This window comes from Phocicoccus pinnipedialis (genome assembly GCF_903994035.1).
GTDB classification, from domain to species: domain Bacteria; phylum Bacillota; class Bacilli; order Staphylococcales; family Salinicoccaceae; genus Phocicoccus; species Phocicoccus pinnipedialis.
Genome location: NZ_CAJEWB010000005.1, coordinates 143813 through 164940, shown reverse-complemented (window position 1 = coordinate 164940; position 21128 = coordinate 143813). Strand labels below are relative to the sequence as shown.

17 protein-coding genes are annotated in these 21128 nt (G+C 35.1%); 8 read left to right on the top strand and 9 right to left on the bottom strand.

Features of this window, described 5'->3' with window-relative positions:
* Positions 1-137 precede the first annotated feature (137 nt).
* From H9D55_RS02515 to H9D55_RS02505, 3 genes are read left to right on the top strand one after another with little or no spacing between them, the layout of a single operon-like run.
* On the top strand, positions 138-1580 hold the full coding sequence (locus H9D55_RS02515; protein ID WP_186076553.1) for a SulP family inorganic anion transporter: 1443 nt from the start codon (positions 138-140) through the stop codon (positions 1578-1580).
* Between the two features lie 12 nt (positions 1581-1592).
* Positions 1593-2006 (top strand): universal stress protein, encoded by a 414-nt coding sequence (locus tag H9D55_RS02510; RefSeq protein ID WP_186076551.1) that lies wholly within the window; start codon positions 1593-1595, stop codon positions 2004-2006.
* A 17-nt stretch (positions 2007-2023) separates the two neighbouring features.
* Complete coding sequence (locus H9D55_RS02505) at positions 2024-2551, top strand: CueP family metal-binding protein (RefSeq protein ID WP_186076549.1); 528 nt, start codon at positions 2024-2026, stop codon at positions 2549-2551.
* Between the two features lie 313 nt (positions 2552-2864).
* Here the strand turns inward: H9D55_RS02505 and H9D55_RS02500 are convergent, their stop codons facing one another.
* The 4 genes from H9D55_RS02500 to H9D55_RS02485 all read right to left on the bottom strand — a co-directional run bounded on the left by H9D55_RS02500 (position 2865) and on the right by H9D55_RS02485 (position 7450).
* Positions 2865-3632: a class I SAM-dependent methyltransferase gene (locus H9D55_RS02500; RefSeq protein ID WP_186076547.1), complete on the bottom strand. Its 768-nt coding sequence runs from the start codon at positions 3630-3632 to the stop codon at positions 2865-2867.
* Between the two features lie 198 nt (positions 3633-3830).
* Positions 3831-5276 (bottom strand): amino acid permease, encoded by a 1446-nt coding sequence (locus tag H9D55_RS02495; RefSeq protein WP_186076545.1) that lies wholly within the window; start codon positions 5274-5276, stop codon positions 3831-3833.
* 66 nt (positions 5277-5342) lie between these two features.
* Positions 5343-6782 carry an amino acid permease gene (locus tag H9D55_RS02490; RefSeq protein ID WP_186076543.1) on the bottom strand — a complete coding sequence of 480 codons (1440 nt, stop codon included), beginning with the start codon at positions 6780-6782 and terminating at the stop codon, positions 5343-5345.
* A 68-nt stretch (positions 6783-6850) separates the two neighbouring features.
* Positions 6851-7450, bottom strand: a complete 600-nt coding sequence (locus H9D55_RS02485; RefSeq protein ID WP_186076541.1) for a TetR/AcrR family transcriptional regulator — start codon at positions 7448-7450, stop codon at positions 6851-6853.
* 122 nt (positions 7451-7572) lie between these two features.
* Between H9D55_RS02485 and H9D55_RS02480 the strand changes: the two genes are divergently transcribed.
* From H9D55_RS02480 to H9D55_RS02470, 3 genes are all read left to right on the top strand, one after another.
* The gene (locus H9D55_RS02480) at positions 7573-9117 is read left to right on the top strand and encodes a YhgE/Pip domain-containing protein (RefSeq protein ID WP_186076539.1); all 1545 of its coding nucleotides are present in this window, start codon (positions 7573-7575) and stop codon (positions 9115-9117) included.
* Positions 9118-9189: 72 nt separating this feature from the next.
* Entirely contained in the window at positions 9190-9603 is a 414-nt protein-coding gene (locus H9D55_RS02475; protein ID WP_186076537.1) for a universal stress protein, read from the top strand.
* A gap of 279 nt (positions 9604-9882) precedes the next feature.
* The gene (locus tag H9D55_RS02470) at positions 9883-11034 is read left to right on the top strand and encodes a M20 metallopeptidase family protein (RefSeq protein WP_186076535.1); all 1152 of its coding nucleotides are present in this window, start codon (positions 9883-9885) and stop codon (positions 11032-11034) included.
* A gap of 113 nt (positions 11035-11147) precedes the next feature.
* Here H9D55_RS02470 and H9D55_RS02465 read toward each other — a convergent pair whose 3' ends face one another.
* On the bottom strand, positions 11148-11312 hold the full coding sequence (locus H9D55_RS02465; protein WP_186076533.1) for a hypothetical protein: 165 nt from the start codon (positions 11310-11312) through the stop codon (positions 11148-11150).
* 161 nt (positions 11313-11473) lie between these two features.
* Between H9D55_RS02465 and H9D55_RS02460 the strand changes: the two genes are divergently transcribed.
* Positions 11474-11641, top strand: a complete 168-nt coding sequence (locus H9D55_RS02460; protein WP_186076531.1) for a hypothetical protein — start codon at positions 11474-11476, stop codon at positions 11639-11641.
* Between the two features lie 238 nt (positions 11642-11879).
* On the opposite strand, the gene H9D55_RS02455 is transcribed toward H9D55_RS02460, so the two are convergent.
* Positions 11880-12587 carry a CBS domain-containing protein gene (locus tag H9D55_RS02455; RefSeq protein ID WP_186076530.1) on the bottom strand — a complete coding sequence of 236 codons (708 nt, stop codon included), beginning with the start codon at positions 12585-12587 and terminating at the stop codon, positions 11880-11882.
* A gap of 578 nt (positions 12588-13165) precedes the next feature.
* On the opposite strand from H9D55_RS02455, the gene H9D55_RS02450 reads away from it, so the two are divergent.
* A complete protein-coding gene (locus tag H9D55_RS02450; protein ID WP_186076529.1) occupies positions 13166-18379 on the top strand; it encodes a DUF7507 domain-containing protein in 5214 nt (1737 codons plus the stop codon).
* 187 nt (positions 18380-18566) lie between these two features.
* Here the strand turns inward: H9D55_RS02450 and H9D55_RS02445 are convergent, their stop codons facing one another.
* The 3 genes from H9D55_RS02445 to H9D55_RS02435 all read right to left on the bottom strand — a co-directional run bounded on the left by H9D55_RS02445 (position 18567) and on the right by H9D55_RS02435 (position 21115).
* Positions 18567-18866 (bottom strand): rhodanese-like domain-containing protein, encoded by a 300-nt coding sequence (locus H9D55_RS02445; RefSeq protein WP_186076528.1) that lies wholly within the window; start codon positions 18864-18866, stop codon positions 18567-18569.
* A 108-nt stretch (positions 18867-18974) separates the two neighbouring features.
* Complete coding sequence (locus tag H9D55_RS02440) at positions 18975-19751, bottom strand: sulfite exporter TauE/SafE family protein (RefSeq protein ID WP_186076527.1); 777 nt, start codon at positions 19749-19751, stop codon at positions 18975-18977.
* Positions 19751-21115 carry an MBL fold metallo-hydrolase gene (locus H9D55_RS02435; protein ID WP_186076526.1) on the bottom strand — a complete coding sequence of 455 codons (1365 nt, stop codon included), beginning with the start codon at positions 21113-21115 and terminating at the stop codon, positions 19751-19753. Before H9D55_RS02435 ends, H9D55_RS02440 begins: the two co-directional genes overlap by 1 nt.
* Positions 21116-21128 lie beyond the last annotated feature (13 nt).

Sequence of the window (21128 nt, the reverse complement as noted above, 5' to 3'; positions counted from 1 at the left end):
GCATTTTTATTAACTTGTATGAATGCTATAGATTCTAAAGAAACATGCGTTTAAATGATTGTTTTAAAGGCTTTTAACGATTTTATAGCTGCAAAAATATGATATAATAGTATAAATAAAAATTTGGAGGAGATCTTTTGGAAAAATTTAAGCAAGAGTGGTTAAAAAACCCTTTTGTTAATATTATTGCAGGGATCCTCGTTGGACTCGCTCTAATACCTGAAGCAATTTCGTTCTCAATCATTGCAGGCGTAGATCCTATGGTCGGTCTATATGCGTCTGTTATTATTGCGATAACGATATCCATTACAGGTGGACGTAGTGCAATGGTATCAGCTGCTACGGCTGCTGTTGCTCTAGTAGTCGTAAATCTTGTTCAAGATCACGGTGTCGAGTACCTCTTACTCGCTACAATACTGATGGGAATCATTCAAGTACTCCTCGGTATCTTTAAAGTTGGTCGCTTATTACGTTTCATCCCAAACTCAGTCATGATTGGGTTCATCAACTCGCTCGCGATCATGTTATTTATAACACAAATGCAGCATATCTTAGGGATAACAATCCATACTTATATTTATGCATTTATTACGCTCGCTTTAGTATTCATTATCCCTAGATTCTACACAAAGATACCAGCGCCATTAATTGTGCTTGTTGGATTAACCATCGTCTACTTATTTATCGGTGGAGATGTTCGTACTGTTGGTGATTTAGGTTCCATCGAAAAGAGTTTCCCAAAAATCATGCTTCCAGACGTTCCATTTACATTTGAAACTTTTAAAATTATATTGCCTTATTCTGTTTCTATGGCGCTTGTCGGACTGATTGAAAGTTTGATTGTCGCACGTATTGTAGATAACTACACAGAAACGCCAAGTAACAAAAACAGGGAGAGCTTAGGACAAGGAATTGCGAATATCTTTGCAGGATTCTTTGGCGGTATGGGAGGTTGTGCGATGGCAGGTCAGACAATCATCAATATTACTTCTGGCGCACGCACGAGACTTTCTACTTTCACAGCGGGCGCATTTTTAATGTTCTTAATTGTTGTACTTGGAGATATCGTTGTTCGTATTCCAATGCCGATCTTAGCAGGAATCATGACGTTCATTGCGATTAACACCTTCGATTGGCGCAGTTTCCAATATGTAAGACGCGCACCTAAAACAGATGTTATCGTTATGCTCGTAACTATGGCTGGTGTACTTGCAACAAATAACCTTGCTGTTGGTACAATTCTCGGTGTTATTTTAGCCGCATTACTGTTCGCTCGTAAAATCTCTGAAATTGATATTGATCAATATAAAAAGGATAATGCCGTTATTTTTGAAGTAACAGGTCAACTTTTTTTCGCATCTGTAGAATCATTTATTGAACAGCTTACTGATTATGACGGAGAAAATACTAAAATTATTATTGATTTTGAGCATGCAACATTATGGGACAGCACTGCTGTTGAGGCGATACAAACTGCTATATTAAACTTCGAAAAACGTGGGTATGAAACTTCTGTGATTAACTTAAATACAGATAGTAAGTATGTATTAAATCGTATGACAAAAATAACGACTGATTAAGGAGGATATTTTATGTACAAATCAATATTTATTGCCACGGATGCTTCCAAAAATGCTTTGCGCGCAGTCAAAGAAGTTATTCATTTAAATTGTACGGATATTCATGTTACGTTAGTTTATGTTAAAGATGCGCGTGCTACTCGGGATTCTATTCTTCATGATGAAGAATCAATTAGCCACAAAGAAAAAGTATTAAATGCGTTACAAGAGTCAATAGATTTTCTTGAAGATAACGACATACGATATGAAGTCAAGCTTCTTCATGGAGAGGTTCATGAGGTGTTAATCGAAAAAATGAATAACGGTAATTATGACGTTGCAATCATTGGTCGGACTGGTAAAAGCATCTTAAAAGATTTAATGATAGGTAGTGTGAGCAAAAAAATGATTAAAGCTGCGAATATTCCTGTACTCGTGGTAAATTAAATAAAATAGGTGAGAATATGAAAAAGTTAGTAGGATTAATGATGGTATCTTTTTTAATACTATTAAGTGCGTGTGGAAATTCATCATCAAAACATTCTGCATCAGCAGAAGAAGTGAAAGATCTTGTAAACTACTATAGTATTACCGATGTTGAGGAAGGAATTAATGCAAACATTGATTCAAAAGTAATGACCCTTACTGATAAGAAAGGAAACGTCATTGAGTCTATGGATTTACCAGAAGATGAGTTCTTCCTATCGATTGCGCCATTCAAGAAAGATACACATCCGTGTAGCATACACAGTCTTTCTGGTTGCCAAGGCGAGCTCGTCGAAGAAGCGCTTCACGTTACAGTGGTAGATAGTAAAGGAAAAACGATTATTGATGAGGATATGGAAACAATGAAGAATGGCTTCATTGACTTATGGTTACCAAGAAATCAAGAGTTTAAAGTTACTATAACTGATGGGATTCTTGAAACAATGGAGGTATTGTCGACATACGATGACTCTAGAACGTGTATTACGACAATGCAGCTTAAATAATAACTAATCACTTTAAAAGTTAAAACAATGCACCAAATCATGAATTCATTAGAGAATTTGCAACTGGTACAGTAACAATTCATTGCGGTATGTTTCACGTGAAACATAGCTAATCATCCACATATTTATGGATTATATGCATTCCATAAAGCATTATCTATAAATAAGGATGATATAACAATATGAACACCTTTTTGCTTATTTCATATTGCAATGTGACGTAAAAGAAAGATTTTATCACATCGTTTATTGACTTATATACATTTGAAAGTAAAAAAATAGGTAAAGCTCAAACGGCCGCTCGGCCGTTTTTTCATATAATAATTACACCAAAATGCGACGCACTTGAAGAACGAACGCACCTCATAAATCCAAACGTTTCAAACATTGAACTTCTAAAGTGCGCTTTTAAAACGACTCGCTTATTCGCCACTCTCTTCGCCTCATTTATAAACTCTTCTGTAAGCCCATTATGATTCGCGAGACTTTCTATGCTTTGAATCCCACTTGAACTTTCTACTGTTTCTTCAAACATCGGATCAAAGTAAACGACATCTACAGATGAGTCTTCTTGGCTTTTTAAATAGTCAATTGCATTTATATTATATGTTTTAATTCTGCTTGCCGCTTTACTTAACTCTTGGATTTCATAGCGATATCTATCCATACCTTCAACCATCGTAATATATAGATCTTGAACAGCTTCTAGTGATGTAACACTACCCGCTTCATCTACTATAAAACTTGCAATTAAGCTATCTGATAGCATCCCCATCGTACAATCTATAATCGAGCTACCCTTATTTAATTCTGTAGCTTCAATAAATGCATCACTCTGTCCTTTTAAGAGACGTTTGGCTCTCACCTGCGCAAAATTTGGATGGTATTTAACTTTTCCACTGTGTGTATGAAGCTCAATTTTCTCGCGTCCAACCATGAGTATGTTCGTCTGATATTTTTCTAAAAGTTTCTTGATACTCTCTTTATTCCTATGGATGTATGATGCGTTGTAACGCTCTGCTATTCGCTTCGCTTCATGAATAACGCTCACATTACTTCTACCTGAAGTAGTAATAATCATATTTATCTCTCCATTATTTCATGTTACTCAATAATAATTCATTACACATATATTCTTCTATCGTATTATCAAACATGTTACATACTCATTTTGATGATTGTAGAAGCCTCAACATCGTCTTTGCAACTGAGCGTGGATACAAAAATGTCTCCAACTCAGGATGAACTGGAGACATTAATATAGCAGTTATTGAAATACTTAGTCCATCATTTTTCGGGAAAGATCTACTGTTTTAAGGTCTACCATAACTGTTTTATTAATAAGTTTATGAACAATGAAAATACCAATCAGTATAATAAATGGTAAGTAATGTCTAAGTAATTCTGCTCCATTGAAGTCAATGATGTATTGAATTGATCCACCTGTAAGTAGGAATAGGATGATTGCTATTACAACATATTGGCCTACAGGGAATCCTTTCGCTTTAAACGGTAATACCTCATCAATATCTAAGCCTTGTAGTTTAATTGCCTTACGTAAACGCATTTGTGCCCATACATTAGACAACCATACTAAGATGATGAGCGAGCCTACAAATTCAAGTAATATAAAGATCGCATTTTCTAAGAATTGTGATAACACTACAATTAAAAAGATTGTACCACATGTAACTAAAATAGCTGCAAGTGGAGAGTATGTCTTGTTGTTTATCTTAGATATTGATGTAGGCGCATGCCCTTTTCTAGCTAATGCGAATAGTGTACGACTAGCTGAATATAACATAGAGTTCGATGCACTGAGCAATGATGTTAAGATTACCGTGTTAATTACTGATGCAGCAAAAGCAATCCCTACTCTATCGAATACAATTGTGAAAGGACTTTGATTAACTGATCCCGTTTCATTTAATAATGTTGGATCTGTATATGGAATGATCGCACTGATTACAGCGATTGCTCCAATATAGAAGATCAAAATTCTCCAGAATACTTGGTTAACTGCTTTTGGCATTGATTTTTCAGGATCATCTGACTCTCCAGCAGTCACGGCAACAACTTCAGTACCACCTACTGAGAAGCCTGCAACGAGTAGTACGCCTAAAAATCCAGAAATACCACCAACAAATGGGGCTTCACCTACTGTATAGTTCTTAAAGCCGTAAAATTCATCACCTAAAATACCAAAAATCATAAGTGTACCTATCACGATAAAAACAATAATCGTAATTACTTTTATTAAAGATAACCAATACTCTGCTTCTCCGAATGCACGTACTTTAATTATGTTTAGAACAAAAATTAGTGAAAAGAAGAGTAAGCTCCACGTGAATGGACTAAAGAACTGCATTGGCTCCCAGAAAGTAATGACGTTCGATGCAACAATAATGTCTACCGCAGATACTAGAATTCCGATTAAAAAGTACACCCAACCTATCGTGAACCCAACTGATGAATCAACAAAACGTGTACTAAATGCACTAAATGCTCCAGATACAGGATAGAATGTCGCAAGCTCACCAATTGTATTCATTAGAAAATAAAGCATTATACCAATAATCCCATATGCAAGTAATGCTCCAAACGGTCCTGCTTCTGCTATAACGCCACCCGTTGCAACGAATAATCCTGTGCCGATTGCACCACCAATCGCAATCATTGAGACATGTCTTGATTTCAGGCCACGTTCCATTTTATTATTTTCCATATATATACCTCGCTTTTATGAAACAAAGAGACGATAGAATTAATAATTCCTCGCCTCATTCTTTTATCAGTCTTTTTGTGATAAATCTACTGTATTTAAATCTACTAACTTGGACTTAGTTATCCATTTATGAATTAAAAATACGACAATCAATATACCGTAGGGTAATATATGATTGACTATACCTCGCGGGTTATAATCAATGATGTTTACTGCGCCACTACCGATGAATAAAAACAATAGTATTGCTATTACAACATATTGTCCGTATGGATATCCTTTTGCTTTGTATGGCAATATTTCATCTATATTTTCACCTTGTAGTTTAATGGCTTTTCTTACTCTAAACATAGCCCAAATATTTGAAAACCAAATAATAAGTACAAGTGCGCCAAGTAAGTTTAATATATATAATACTGCACTATCTTTATAATTTGCAAAGACTACAATTCCTAAAATAACGACACACGTTACAATCACAGACACGAGTGGCGCACGTGTTTTTTTATTGATTTTTGCAAGTACTTTAGGCGCCTGTCCATTTTCTGCTAAAGAATAAAATAATCGACTTGTTGTATATAACATAGAGTTTGCTGCACTGAGTAATGAAGTTAAAATTACTGCATTTATAACTGATGCCGCGAATGAAATTCCAATTCTATTAAACACGATAGTAAACGGGCTTTGTAGTACTGAACCAGATTCATTTAACAGTAATGGGTCTGTGTATGGAAGTATCGCCGATATAACGATAATCGAACCAATGTAAAATAGCAATATTCTCCAAAACACTTGGTTTACCGCTTTTGGCATTGATTTCGCCGGATCTTCAGATTCACCTGCAGTTATAGCAACTTGCTCAGTACCACCAACTGAAAATCCCGCGATGAGTAACACCCCTACAAATCCACTGATGCCACCTACAAAGGGTGCCTCTTTATAAGTAAAATTTTCTATACCATATGTGTGACCGCCTAGTATTCCAAAAATCATAAGAATACCTAGAATCACAAAAACAATAATCATAAATACTTTAATAAATGAAAGCCAGTACTCTGCTTCTCCATATGCACGTACAGTGAACATATTAAGTAAAAAGATCAATATAAAAAACGTTATACTCCATTCTAGTGGCGTTAGAAATCTCGACCATTCCCAAAAGCTAATGACGTTTGCAGTTACTACAATATCTACACTTGCAACAAGTATACAAATTGCGATATATAGCCAACCGAGTACAAAACCAAATGATGGATGTATAAAGCGTGTAGCAAAAGCACTAAATGCACCTGATAAGGGATAAGCAGATGATAATTCACCAACAGCATTCATTAGGAAATAAAGCATGATTCCGATAATCACATATGCAAGTATCGCTCCTCCTGGGCCTGCTTGTGAAATAACGCCACCCGTTGCAACGAATAATCCCGTACCGATTGCACCGCCAATCGCAATCATGGATACATGACGCGTTTTTAAACTGCGTTCCATTTTTAAATTGGACACTGGCTTCCTCCTTTTTTAAAATAACTTTAATTGTAAGTTAAAAAACTTCAAAACTCAATAGCATAAGACTAAACTTCATCTAAGTGTAATGCATTAAAAACACCATTAATGGTTAATGTCTCAATATATTTTGACATTGTCTCTATGGGAACTATACAGCCTTCTTGTATCCATTTTAAGAAAATCCCCATATGTGCATGCGTAATATAAGTAATGACATAATCCTTTTCAATCTCTGATTCTAACTCAATGCCTAGTTGCACACTTTTGTCCTTATAGAAGGCAAACATGTGGTTAGAAAAATATTCTGCGAATGTCGCAATATCCACGCTTTCTAGTACTCCAAGTACTTTATCTTTATTTGCTTTAATAAAAGACAGCACGTTCTGAATTGTGAATTTAACTTCTTTGTCCATGATCTCTTTTAGACTCGTTCCTTTAACGTTAGAGTAGAGAATCTCACGAATCCCCTTCACAAGTGTTTCTTGATAAGACTCTATAAGTTGAAACTTATCTGTGTAATGACTGTAAAATGTCGCACGATTGATGATCGCTCGGTCACAAATCTCTTTAATTGTGATTTGGTCGAATGTCTTTTCTTGTAGTAACTCTAAAAATGCCTTATCAATCGCACTCAATGTCTTCACAACTCTTAAATCACGCTTCATTTTAAACAACCTTTCCTATCCATATGTATAATAATCAACATATCGTATACACATATTAATTGTGTTTTGATATGAATATTTTTATAATAACTTACTATACAACATGTATGATAAATAACAAGATGATAATTAAGAAAGGTGAGCATATGTTTCAAGATTTTAAATTTATATTAAAAAAACCATTATTACTTGTTTCACTTCTCTTTGTAGCAACGCTACCTGTCATATACGCTGTAACTTTCCTAGGTGCAATGTGGAATCCATATGAACGGACAAGTGAAATGACATTTTCAATCGTTAATGAGGATACAGGTGGCAATGAGATTAATTTAGGAGAAGATTTTATTGATGAAATCAAGAAGCACGATGACTTGAAATGGGAATTCACAGATCTAGGTACGGCCGAAAATCATCTACAAAGTGGAGAAAGCTATGGATATATTCGAATTCCTAAAGATGCTTCTAAAAATGCAGAATCTTTCTTAACAGAAGAACCAAAACAAATTAACTTAGACTTAAAGACAAACCCCGGACATAACTTTATTGGTTCAATTATGAGTCAACAAGCGGGGAGCACAATTGTAACACAAGTTAGCAACACGATTACAAAGACGTATACTGAAACAATGTTTACATCTTTAAAAGAATTAAAGGAAAATAGTAAAGAGGGAGCAGACGCACTTAAAAATCTTGAAAAAGGAATGAATGACCTGAATAACGGACTTATTGAACTGAATGAAAGTGCCTCAACTCTTGCACAGGGTGAGACACAGTTCACTAACCAGTTAACAAGTCTATCGCCAATGCTTGGAGACTATGCACAGCAAGTCATTGCATTCCAAGGCCAGTTAGAGCGCGGTGCTGACGAAGTGGCTGGTGGTACTAATCAATTGACTGAAGGTTCAGCTAATCTACAGCAAGGGATAAGTGAACTAAATAAAGAAATGGGCAAGTCAATCAATAAAGTAGATAACGTATCGTTTACTGATTCTGGCGCAGAGTATTTAGCAAGTCCAATTCATTTGAATGTTGAAAGCACGGTGCATACTCAAAATTATGCACAAAGTTTTGCACCACTTATTATAGGAATCAGTTTATTTATTGGAAGCGTCACTTTTAACGTTGTATATCCTATGAATAAAATTTTTGAAACAACCGTTCGGCCTTTGAAACAATGGACGAGTCGCGTACTTTTAACTCTTTCACACGCACTCATCATTTCAACGCTACTCTTTATTGCTCTTGTATCCGCCATGAACATTGAAGTGGCAAGTCAAGGTAAATTTTTCTTAGCGTTATTTTTATGGGCGGCAGCATCCATTGCCGCAATTACAGCTCTCGTAATGATATTTGGAAATTTAGGTAAATTCATAGGTCTCTTATTATTAATTGTTCAATTGTCTTCAAGTGCTGGGACATTCCCAATTGAAACTTCGAACAAATTCTATGAAACAATGCATTCAATTCTACCCATGGCATACGTAATTACCGGATTACGTGATGCAATATTCGGACAAACTTTTGACATACCATTTAGCACTATTATGTATGTACTGACTAGCTTTATCGTTGTATCGCATATTGTTATTTATATAGTGTTTTTTATTAAGAGTTTATTCCCTTCATATAAAGAATTTACACAAAAAGTCAGTCGCTTTGAAAACTGATATCACGTGATTATTTTATCTAGGTAATATACAATAAAGTTAAAGTATTTTGAATAGGACCTAGGTGATATCATGTACAAACAATTATTAGTGGCAGTCGAAGAATCTGAATACAGTTTAAGAGCAGCTCAAGAGGTTTTAAATCTAGTTGATGAAAACACAAGGGTTACACTAATTCATGTAATCGATCCAAATCGTATGGAGGAAGATATTCTTCCAAGTGTACTGAACGAAATTAAATATAATCAGTTTAAAGAGAAGTATGCAGAAATAGAAGCATTCTATCAAGCACACAATATACAACACACACTTGAAGTTAAAGAAGGAAATATCTCTGAGTTGATATTAAAAGAAGCAAACAGCGGAGATTATGATGCGATTGTAATTGGTGCACGTGGTAAAAAGAAATTTTTAAAACGTGATTTTGGAACGGTCAGTGATAAAATTCTAAAAGAAGTTAATATTCCGATCATCTTAGTTAAATAAAAAGATACAGTGAGAACTCACTGTATCTTTTTATTTTCGCAATTAATTTATAACTTTTATATAATGAATACAATCAAAGATTTCGGCTCAAAATATGAGTTGCACTTATCATTTTACTGCCTATTATGATATTAAAAACATCCGTTTAGGTACTCTAATTAAAACCTTACATTAATTTAGTCGCTTTTTAGTCTTTCAATCACTAATATTTATTGATTCGTTCTTATGTTGAGTTCCGAGTAAAAGTGGTGTCCAAAATTTATTTATAGGAGGATTACGATGTATGAAAAGTATAGAGAAAAGATTATAACGGACCGCAGGTACTTACATGAGCACCCAGAACTCTCTTTTGAAGAATTTGAAACTGCTCAGTACATTAGGGATATTTTAACTACTCTTAAGCATTGTGAGGTTGTAGAACTTACTAAAACAAGTACTGTAGGGATATTTAACAAGGGCAAAGGAAAAAAGTTAGGCTTACGTGCTGATATTGATGCACTACCTATACAAGAAGCACATAACATTGAATTCAAGTCTACAATTGATGGAAAAATGCATGCTTGTGGACACGATGGACACACTTCGATATTACTCGGTGTAGCACGATATATTAATGATCATATTGAGGAATTTGATAATGAAGTAAACTGTATATTCCAACACGCTGAGGAAAAAATTCCAGGCGGTGCTCGTGAAATGGTCGCTACTGGATTCTTTGATGATTTTGACTTTATTTACGGACAACATTTAATGTCTACGGAGAAAACTGGTGTGATCGATATAAAATCAGGGCCTGTAACTGCAAATTCAGATAAATATACGATTAAAATTCAAGGAAAAGGTGGACATGCTAGTCAACCTGAACATTCCATTGACCCAATTGTTGTAGGAGCAGCGTTTTTATTGTCATTACAAACGATTGTTTCTCGACAAGTATCTCCCTTTGACCCAGTTGTACTATCAAACACTGTGTTTCAAGCTGGGGTAACTGGCGCAGAGAACATTATTCCCGATAGCGCTACTCTAGGAGGGAGCGTACGTACAACTACAATAGAAAATCGTAAATATGTAAAAAGCAAAATAGAAAAACAGCTAAAGCATGTTTGTGAGATGTACAACGCTTCCTATGAACTAGATTACACAGTTGGATATGCAGCTGTACAAAATAACGCAGAGAAGGTTGAATATGTTAAATCAGTTGTTAATAGAATCTATCCCAACAATATTGTGACCCGAAAACCATTAATGGGTGGGGAAGATTTCAGTGCTTTCAGTGAAACTGTACCTAGCGTCTACGCTATAATTGGTAGTGGCGGCGATACACCAGGGCAGTACGACTACCCACACCATCACCCTAAATTTGCTTTAGATGAAGATAGCTTTGAATACGGCTTTAATATTATGGTTGAAGTGATGAAATCATATGAATAACATCGCATAAAAATAACGCTATGCACAACGAAATGAACATCTTTACAATAGTTGTTTTAGCACCGTTATAATGCATAGCGTTATTTTATTTTAAGTCGTAACATGGATAATATTTATTTTTTCTTTTTGCTTGGAATGGCCATAGCACCAATGAACAATAGCATGTATACGGGAATCGCAATAAACAATCCAATTATTGCCCAACCCATAGCAGATCCTAAAATCATTGTACGGTCTCCTTTACTCTCTACTACTATAAGTAATAATACAGAACGCACCTTAAGTCAATAGATGAGCCTTAATTTAAGTAAATAACACGTTTTACTTAGAAAAAATGAAGTACATAGGAATACACATCCTCATTGAAACGATTTAGTATTCGTCCTATAAATGATAATACTATTATTTATACGTGAATAGATAAATACTGGCGATTGAATTGTTTAGAAATATTTGGGATACAAAGGTACCAACTATTAAATCAGACGATGAAATCAAACGTGCGTTTAAATTCATTAAACAACTACGTTCACAGCAAACAGAAGATGCATACTTTAAATGGGTACATAATCATGTCACTGATAAAGATGAGCGTGGTAATGGATAGGGTGAACTCTTACTCGCATTTGTAAAAGAAGAGTGGCAGAGAAGTTTGGCTATGACTCGGTCACAATTACAACTAGGATGGATAGTACACGTGTACACCATTTTTATAGTGATCATATGAATTTTTAAAAAGTAAGTTTTCTTTTTAAAAAGAGTAAACAATAACGCATGGCGTTGCTTCTTAATAATTTAGGAAAAAATCCTATGTCAGTTTATTTATAATGAAATAACGCACAGCGTTATTTAAGATATTCGAGTACGCGTGGCATATCTGCTGGCGTTATGATTCCAATAATATCATCTCTTGATTTAATATGTCCCTTAGGTGTGATTAGAATACTAAGCTTAGAATAACCTTTACGATTCACTAACTCCGTCATCTTTTCTTCTACTTTATGTAGAGGATAGTTTTTATCTACAATAATATAGGAAGTATCTTTATCATCAAGTTGAATTAAATCTCTTACCTGATATGTACTCAGATCAATAAAAGTCTCAGTACTTACAAGTGTGAGCCATTTAGTTATCCCATTGTCTGTTAACATTCCTAAGAACTCATTTCCTTCAAATACGGGGTACTGAGATACTTGCTGTTGTCTCATGTCATTAAGTGCTTTCTTAAATGTATCAGAATTGTTTAATGATGTTATCGGACGTTTAAAAAGTGCCACTGTTTCTGGATTTTCAAATTTAGAGCGAATCAGACGTAAGCGCTCTACGAACATTTCTGTAGGTTCAGCAATATTATATTTTTCCTTCTTCTCGTGGACAAGTATATTTCTAAGTTGTCTGGCTTTATCAATGTCATCGTAGTATTGTTTAACAATAGGATTTCTGTTTTTAAGGTAGTACATCAGCTTACCAAAATTCTGGTCTCTGTGTGCGTCTTTTTTCATTGCCTCATGAAGTAAATTAAACTCCGTAAGAAACTCTTCAAGTAAATTCATTCAAATACCTCCTTGATCAGTTATTAAGTATATATAAATAGTTATACCCCAAATTAAAATTATTTCACGTGAAACAATAATAAATAAAAAGCCTTCGAAGTAATGTAGGTTAGAAAGAATGAAATAGCAACTTGAGTGTAAAGCTTTTCCTGAATAATATTTAGACAATTAATAATAAGTAGATCTCGTAACCACATTGAGCACCAATGACTCTGACAATAAACCGTTGATATTATGTGCAAACAAATTAAGTAAGATTATGAACACATACACAACTTGATCAAATTCTATACATGTTGAGTAATAATGATGAAATTTTATTAATGTGTATTATTTCAATTTATATATTTAATAACTAATAAAAAAGAATTAATGATTTTATGTCGTTATAATATACATATTAAAAATTCATTACCTAAAAAAAGAAAATTATATACATATATTTAAAGAATACATAATTATTAATTTTATGATACAATAGTATTAATTTATGAAAATCTTATAGAAAGGAATTTATGTGATGTAAAATGCGAAAAAAATTATTTTCAAAAGTAGTTTTAATGTTCACCCTATCTCTTTTGATAATCGCCTCTAGTGTATTTAGTTCAATATCTCCGCTTATAACTGAGAACAATCGCGCTTTAGCTGCCGATGCAAATGAACAAGTACAAGAAAACGACTCCGGAGGAGTAATTAACCCTCAAAGCCCCCAAGAATTTGAAGATTCTATCATTTCTAAGACAGCTACCTATACTGGCACACCAGGAGAATACTTCATTGACCTAAAAGTACAAGGTAAAGAAAAAGAAATCAAAGAACCCACAGACATTGTTATTGTATATGATAACTCAAATAGTATGAATAACAATAACAGGGCTAAAATTGCACGAAATGCAGTAATCGACTTTATAAACAATACACTAACTTCAGATAATGACAGTATCAGAATTGCTCTTGTAACATTTGGTACAGTCGTTTTAGATGGTCGAGAAAATAACGTTAGAAGTACTACAGGAAACACACATAACTATTCACACAAAACTTTCACTAACAATGCACAAACTTTGATTAGTAAAATACCAACAGATACTCCAGATAAACGAGGACGAAGTGATGACGGTGGTACGAATATTCAACAAGGTTTGCAAGTTGCACACGGCATTATAAATGGTAGTAATGCAAAAAATAAAATTATCGTTACGATTACTGATGGCGCTCCAACAGTGAGTTACGAGAATGTTACTACTCGTAAAGGAAATGGTACTAATTTCTACTACGACGAAGGTGCTAAAAACCATGGTACAAACACGATTACTGAAGCTCAAAATATTAAAAATGATGGCATAGATATGTACTCGATCGGCATAGAGTTAGCTGGAGATGCCGGTGCCAGTCTTGAACAAGTTGAGCATGTCATGAAAAATATAGCCTCTACACCAGCAAACTACTATAATGCCAATCAAGTTGCGGATCTAGTTGATATTTTAACTAGCCTTGCTAAGGGTATTACAGGCACAATTAGTGACGGGGTAGTAACAGACCCAATGAGTGAATTTGTAAACCTCGCTCTAACTGATGGTGAATTTAGAAAAGCTTCAGATGAGACATTATCAGATGGATCCTATTATCTATCTGCTTCTGATTCTAAGCTATTATCAGGAGTAAATGTATCATTAGACAATAATACAATCACTCTTAGTAACCTAAAGCTTGGAGAAGATCAGTATATAAATATTCGTTATAAAGTAAATATTAATACTGAAATAGATGGTTTTAACGGTACAGATTATTTTGCTACAAACGGCAAAACTACTCTTGTGCCTGATATTAATAAACAAGACTCTCCAGTAAGAGAGTATATTGTACCAAGAGTGAAAGGGATCACTCTTGACATAAGTGGTTCTAAAATTTGGGACGACACTGGTGGTGAAATGAATCGACCACAAGAAATTCAACTTGAATTATATAGAACAGTGGATGATCGCTCGAATGGTACACTAATTAAAACATTCACAGTAAAGCCGGATTCAAATGATGAATGGAAATATGACTTTGGAATGTGGCCTGCCTATTCTTCTAAAGGTCAACTCTATGATTACTATATAAAAGAAATCACAGTTGATGGATACACGACATCATATAGTGAAGAAAATTTTGATGTTACAAATACATTAAATGCAGAACCGTCGATTGAACTTAAGAAGACTAGCGATGTTGATAAAATAACAGAAGTTGGCCAAGAAGTAACCTATACATTTGAAATCAAAAACACTGGTAACGTCACTTTGAACAAAATCAGTCTAGACGATCCAAAACTTGGTGGAGAAATCACTCTAGAGAAAACAACACTTGCACCAGGTGAGTCGGTAACTGTATCAAAGGATTATACAGTCACTCAAAAAGATTTAGATGACGGTAAAGTTAGCAACACCGCTACTGTTAAAGGTGAGGATCCAAAAGGAGACACACTAGAAGACAAAGATGATGATGAAATTCCTGCCACACAAAATCCAGGTATCTCTCTCGTAAAAGAGGCAGACCGCGATAATCTTGTAGCAGGTGAAAAAATCAATTACACATTCACTGTAACTAACACAGGAAACGTAACATTAACTCAAGTAAATCTCACAGATGTACTTGAAGGCTTAAGCGATATCAATTATGTATCGATCAACGATAAAGAGGTAACAATGGACGACGTTGATGGCATCGTTCTTAACCCAGGTGACGTACTTATTGCGAACGCAAGCTACAATATCACGCAAGCTGATGTAGATGAAGGAATGGTAGAAAACGAAGCAACTGTTTATGGTACACCACCGAATGTGGATGAACCAATTCAAGCGAAAGACGATGTAACAGTTACACAAGATTTAGCAGGTAACTTGAATCTAGAAAAATCAAGTGATGTAGAAACAGTTTCCGAAGTTGGAGAAACTGTGAAATACACATTCGTTGTTACGAACAATAGTAATGTTACAATGAAAAACATTACTTTAGATGACCCAATGTTGGGTGGAGAAATTGCTCTAGATAAAACAACACTTGCACCAGGTGAGTCGGTCACTGTATCAAAGGATTATACAGTCACTCAAAAAGATTTAGATGACGGTAAAGTTGTCAACATCGCTACTGTTAAAGGTGAGGATCCAAAAGGAGACACACTAGAAGACGAAGATGATGATGAAATTCCTGCCACACAAAATCCAGGTATCTCTCTCGTAAAAGAGGCAGACCGCGATAATCTTGTAGCAGGTGAAAAAATCAATTACACATTCACTGCAACTAACACAGGAAACGTAACATTAACTCAAGTCAATCTCACAGATGTACTTGAAGGCTTAAGCGATATCGATTATGTATCTGTAAATGGTGAAGATATTGAAGATCTCGAAGCTATCACACTTAACCCAGGTGCCGTACTTATTGCGAACGCAAGCTACAATATCGCACAAGATGATGTAGATAAAGGAATGGTAGAAAACGAAGCGACAGTATTCGGTACCCCAATCCATTCTGAAGAGCCAATAAGTGCTACAGATTCAGTATCTGTTCCACAAGATATTCAAGGTAACTTAACTCTTGATAAATCTACAGAAACAACTGAATATACTGAAGTGGGTCAAACAATACTTTACAAATTTGTAATTTCAAACGATAGTAATGTAACAATGAAAAACATTACTTTAGATGACCCAATGCTTGGCGGTAACATAGAGCTTGAAAGCACAATGTTAAATCCTGGAAAATCTGTCACTGTATCGAAAGAATACACTGTTACTCAAGAAGATTTAGATAACGGTAAAATTGTCAACGTCGCTACTGTTAAAGGTGAGGATCCGAGAGGAAACACTTCAACTGATGAAGATGACGTGACAATAGTTGGAACACAACATTCTGAATTAATGCTCGAAAAAACAAGTGATACTGAAGAAATTACAAAAGCCGGACAAGTTGTAACTTATAACTTTAAAGTTACTAATAATGGTAATATCACGGTTAAAAACATCGTGTTAAATGACCCAATGCTCGGTGGAACAATTGATTTAGAGAAAACAACACTTGCTCCAGGTGAGTCGGTCACTGTATCGAAAGAATACACTGTCACTCAAGATGACTTAAACAATGGAGAAGTAAAAAATATCGCAACAGTAACAGGTGAAACACCAGACGGTGAGACTCCTGAGGACGAAGATGAAGTCACAATCCCAGGTAAGCATAACCCTAGCATTACACTGGAAAAAGTAAGTGACGTTAAAGAAGTTGAAAAAGTAGGTGATGTGGTCACTTACACATTCACTATCACAAACAACGGAAATGTAGACTTACACAGAGTAATTCTCAATGACCCAATGCTTGGTGGAAACATTGAACTTGAATCAACAAACTTAAACGTTGGAGAAAGTCTAAAAGTTTCTGTACAGCATAAAGTCACAGAAGAACAATTACGATATTCAACAATAACAAACAAAGCAATTGCTTCTGGCCTTTCACCTAACAATGAACTCGTGTACGAAGTTGACGATGCAGTAATCAATACTGTACCTCCGATCGTTGTACCGGAACCAGAGGGTGAAATCACTAAAGAAGTTAATGGCAAAGGCGGATATAGAGTAGAAGATAATGATGAAACATTTGTCTTCGACATTAAAGCACTCCTGAAAAAAGGACAAGATGTTGAAACTCTTACAATATACGATGAAATTGACGAACGTCTAGAAATCGAATCTGTAGATGTTACAATCGATGAAGACACTGTCATTGAGACATCAGCAGATGAAATTAAAAAACTAGAGTCTGAAAAAGTAAATTTAGAATCCGACCTGAAAACTCTTGAAAATGAACTAGAAGCTTTAGAATCAACTTACGCACAAATGCTTGAAAAAGAAGAAACAGACGTACCAGTTGATGAAGAAGAATCTAATGCCGATGAGGCACAAGAGCCTGTTGTTGAAGAAGAGGCTAATGTAGATGAAGTACAAGAGCCTGTTGTTGAAGAAGAGACTCCTGAAGAACAAGATGAACCAGCTGTAGAAGAACAACAAGAACCTGCAAATGAGGAGTCCGAAGAAAAGTCAGATCCTAAAGCTTCAAAACCTATTAATACTGAAGCTCTAGAAGCTGCTATCGAAGAGTTAAAAGAACAAATCAGCACACTTAAAGCTGAAATCGAAGATATCGATGTACAAATTAGTGAACTAAAAGCTGATAATATTAATCTCAAAGCTGGAAGCATTCTCGAATATGGTGAGTTAGTACAGAATGGTCAAAAAATTGAATTTAAGATTACTGACAAAGAAGTAATCAAAGCACTCGAAGGTCAGTCAATTAAAATGACTATCAAGGCGAAATTCAAAACAATTGATGATGATGCACTTACAAATGGAGTGGATAACACTGCAACGATTACTTTTGACGACAAACCAAAAGTAACAAATACAGTAGTTGTATATCCAATTAAGGAAGAAGAACCGACACCGGAAGAACCAGAAGTTCCTGAAAAACCAGAAGAACCAGAAGTTCCTGAAAAACCAGAAAAGCCGGAGGTCCCTGTGAAACCAACTCCAGAACCTGAGAAACCAAAAGCACCACAACCAACTAAGGAAGTTCAAAAAGACACGCCTAAAGTTGAAAAGACACCAAAAATAAATGCTGAACCAAAAGTTGAAGAGAAAGAAAAATTACCTGAGACTGGTGAAGCACACAACAGTAATTTTGGTATTGCGATTGGATTAGCACTCGCAGGAGCTCTCATGTTACTTATCACAAGAAGAAGAAAAGTTGAGAAATAAAACTCTACAAAGAAAGCCTAGACTATTTGTCTAGGCTTTCTTTTATTTCTATTAATTTCAATAGATTTTTATAAGATCGTTAAAATGAAACATAATACTTAATAGCACTTGTAAAAATACAATGTAATTACAGTAACTGCTTACCATACATGTATTTGTCAAAAGAGTAATAAGAAATCAAGAGGTATTACTTATTTTTAAATGACCCGATTCCTCCAGCAAGATTAACTACTGTATATCCTCTTTGAGACAGTGTTCTACAAGCATTCATACTTCTTTGTCCACTCGCACAATAGACGTAGTAGGTCTTGTTTTTCGGACCATCAAAAGTAGAAATTTTTGTAAGCGGAAGGTGATGTGCACCCTTCACTTTGCCAAATATTGTTTCTAGTTTTGAACGTACATCTATCACTTGTCCTTCAGCAGCAAGTGTCTCTAATTGTTCTTTAGTAAAATCATTCATTGGTTTAGATTTAATTTTTGTCATTTTTCTTCACCTATTTCATATTAATATAAATTTCAATACTTCGTGGGGGAGATCATACTACATTAATTTATTTCCGTACTTTTAATCTAATTTATTCGATACGGAGTGTTAGATTATTTCTAACCATATTTTAATTGCTGTTGCAAATATTAAAATAGCTAACATACTTTTTAAGATGGATGTATTCATCTTCTGTCCCAATTTTGCACCGATAGGGGAAGCAATAAGACTCGCGATAATCATAATAAGGGCAGGGCCGTATAACACTTGGTCCGTAACGACTTTACCAATTGTAGATCCAATCGATGAAATAAAGGTGATTGCGAGACTGGTTGCAATAGTGACTCTAGTTGGAATCTTTAACACGACTAACATAATTGGGACTAATATAAAAGCACCTGCTGCCCCAACTATTCCTGAAAATACACCGACGAGAAAAGCAAGTACAGATGCGAGGAGCCCATTAAAACGTAATGTCTCTCCTGGCATGAAAGGGACTTCTTTTTTGGGAATCAGCATCATAACCGCTGCAATTGTTGCTAGTACAGCATATACTAGGTTAATCTGTCCTTCACTCAATATTTGAGAGCTATACCCTCCGAGCAAGCTTCCGATTAAAATTGAACTTCCCATGTATGCGATTAATTTCATGTTTAGATAGCCACTGCCTCTGTACGCAAAAACACCTGCAATTGTTGCAAAAAATACTTGTACTGCACTTATTCCTGAAACTTCGTGTGCAGTAAATGTCGTAATACCAAGCAGTGTTGGAATGTAAAGTAGCATCGGATATTTTATTATTGATCCACCAATACCAACCATCCCTGAAATAAATGAACCAATAAATCCTATTGCAAATATGACACTAATATAATAAATATCCATTACTGAATACTCGCTTTAATACCTAAGAATCCTTTGTTAACATTGATAACATTAGTGAAGCCTTGTGCTTTCAGGACTCCCATTGCAATTGCTGAGCGCACACCAGATTGACAATGGACATAGATTTCATCGTCTTTACTAAATGGTATCTCTTTTTTATCTAAATGACCAAAATGAATATGCACAGCATTATCTAAATGATCATTTTTATATTCATTCATTGTTCTCACATCTAAAATACGTTTGTCTATATAGACTTTCGTGAATTCTGCTGGCTCGATACTTTGATAAGAGTCATTCTCAAATTTAGAAACACCATGGATAGGAACAATGCGTTCTAAATGATCATATCCTATAGAGGCAAGGTCTTCTTGCAATGTTTCACTTAATTCTTCATCTGCAATAACTGTTAATGGTTGATTATAGTCTAAATACCAACCCACAAACTGTAAGAATTTATCATTATATGGCACATTTATTGAACCATTTACAAATCCTTTTCTAAACGTTTCCCGATCTCTTAAATCGAGTATTTGTCCTTCTAATACTGTGTCCGAATCAACACTCACTTCTTTAGTATTAAACTCTGGTAGTCCGAGCTTATTCACTTTCTTCATCTGAGCAAAATATGTTGGTGGTTCTGGCTGATCGCTCGTGAGCTCTTTAATAAATGACGCTTTATCATCACCAAACTGTAATGCCCAGTTGTTTTTACGTTCATAACCGAGCGTAGATAGTGGAACTGCACCTAATGACTTTCCACACGCACTTCCTGCACCATGTCCTGGCCATACTTGTAAGAAATCTGGATAATCATTGAGTTTTTGAATAGATTCAAACATCTGATTAGCACCGATTTCAGTAGTACCTTTAAGTTGTGCTGCCTCTTCGAGTAGATCTGGACGACCGACATCTCCAACAAATAGAAAATCTCCACTAAAAATACCCATTGGTTCTTTACTACCACCGCCATGGTCCGTTAGAATAAATGAAATACTTTCAGGGGTATGTCCTGGAGTGTGTAAAACTTTTAGCTCTATATGGCCAACAGTAATTACGTCACCTTCCTTAAGATATTTTGTATCTTCAGGCATATTATCATATTTCCAGTTTTCATCGCCTTCATCAGAGACAAATAATTGCGCACCGAATTTTCGATTCGCATCTCTAAGTCCAGATGCAAAGTCAGCATGGATATGAGTTTCTGTCGCATATTTTATAGTGAATCCTTCTGCATCAGCGACCTCTTTGTATTCGTCTAAGACACGCTTAGGATCTATAATAATCGCTTCATTTGTTTTCTGACACGCGATCATATACGACGTTTGTGCAAGTTTACTATCAAAAAATTGTTTAAAATACATTTCATTCTCTCCT

Excerpts from the sequence above, each read along its gene's own strand:
- H9D55_RS02510 (WP_186076551.1), top strand. The coding sequence starts at position 1,593 with ATGTACAAATCAATATTTATTGCCACGGATGCTTCCAAAAATGCTTTG.
- H9D55_RS02445 (WP_186076528.1), bottom strand. The coding sequence starts at position 18,866 with ATGACAAAAATTAAATCTAAACCAATGAATGATTTTACTAAAGAACAA.
- H9D55_RS02440 (WP_186076527.1), bottom strand. The coding sequence starts at position 19,751 with ATGGATATTTATTATATTAGTGTCATATTTGCAATAGGATTTATTGGT.
- H9D55_RS02505 (WP_186076549.1), top strand. The coding sequence starts at position 2,024 with ATGAAAAAGTTAGTAGGATTAATGATGGTATCTTTTTTAATACTATTA.
- H9D55_RS02475 (WP_186076537.1), top strand. The coding sequence starts at position 9,190 with ATGTACAAACAATTATTAGTGGCAGTCGAAGAATCTGAATACAGTTTA.
- H9D55_RS02495 (WP_186076545.1), bottom strand. The coding sequence starts at position 5,276 with ATGGAAAATAATAAAATGGAACGTGGCCTGAAATCAAGACATGTCTCA.
- H9D55_RS02470 (WP_186076535.1), top strand. The coding sequence starts at position 9,883 with ATGTATGAAAAGTATAGAGAAAAGATTATAACGGACCGCAGGTACTTA.
- H9D55_RS02455 (WP_186076530.1), bottom strand. The coding sequence starts at position 12,587 with ATGAATTTACTTGAAGAGTTTCTTACGGAGTTTAATTTACTTCATGAG.
- H9D55_RS02485 (WP_186076541.1), bottom strand. The coding sequence starts at position 7,450 with ATGAAGCGTGATTTAAGAGTTGTGAAGACATTGAGTGCGATTGATAAG.
- H9D55_RS02480 (WP_186076539.1), top strand. The coding sequence starts at position 7,573 with ATGATAATTAAGAAAGGTGAGCATATGTTTCAAGATTTTAAATTTATA.
- H9D55_RS02500 (WP_186076547.1), bottom strand. The coding sequence starts at position 3,632 with ATGATTATTACTACTTCAGGTAGAAGTAATGTGAGCGTTATTCATGAA.
- H9D55_RS02435 (WP_186076526.1), bottom strand. The coding sequence starts at position 21,115 with ATGTATTTTAAACAATTTTTTGATAGTAAACTTGCACAAACGTCGTAT.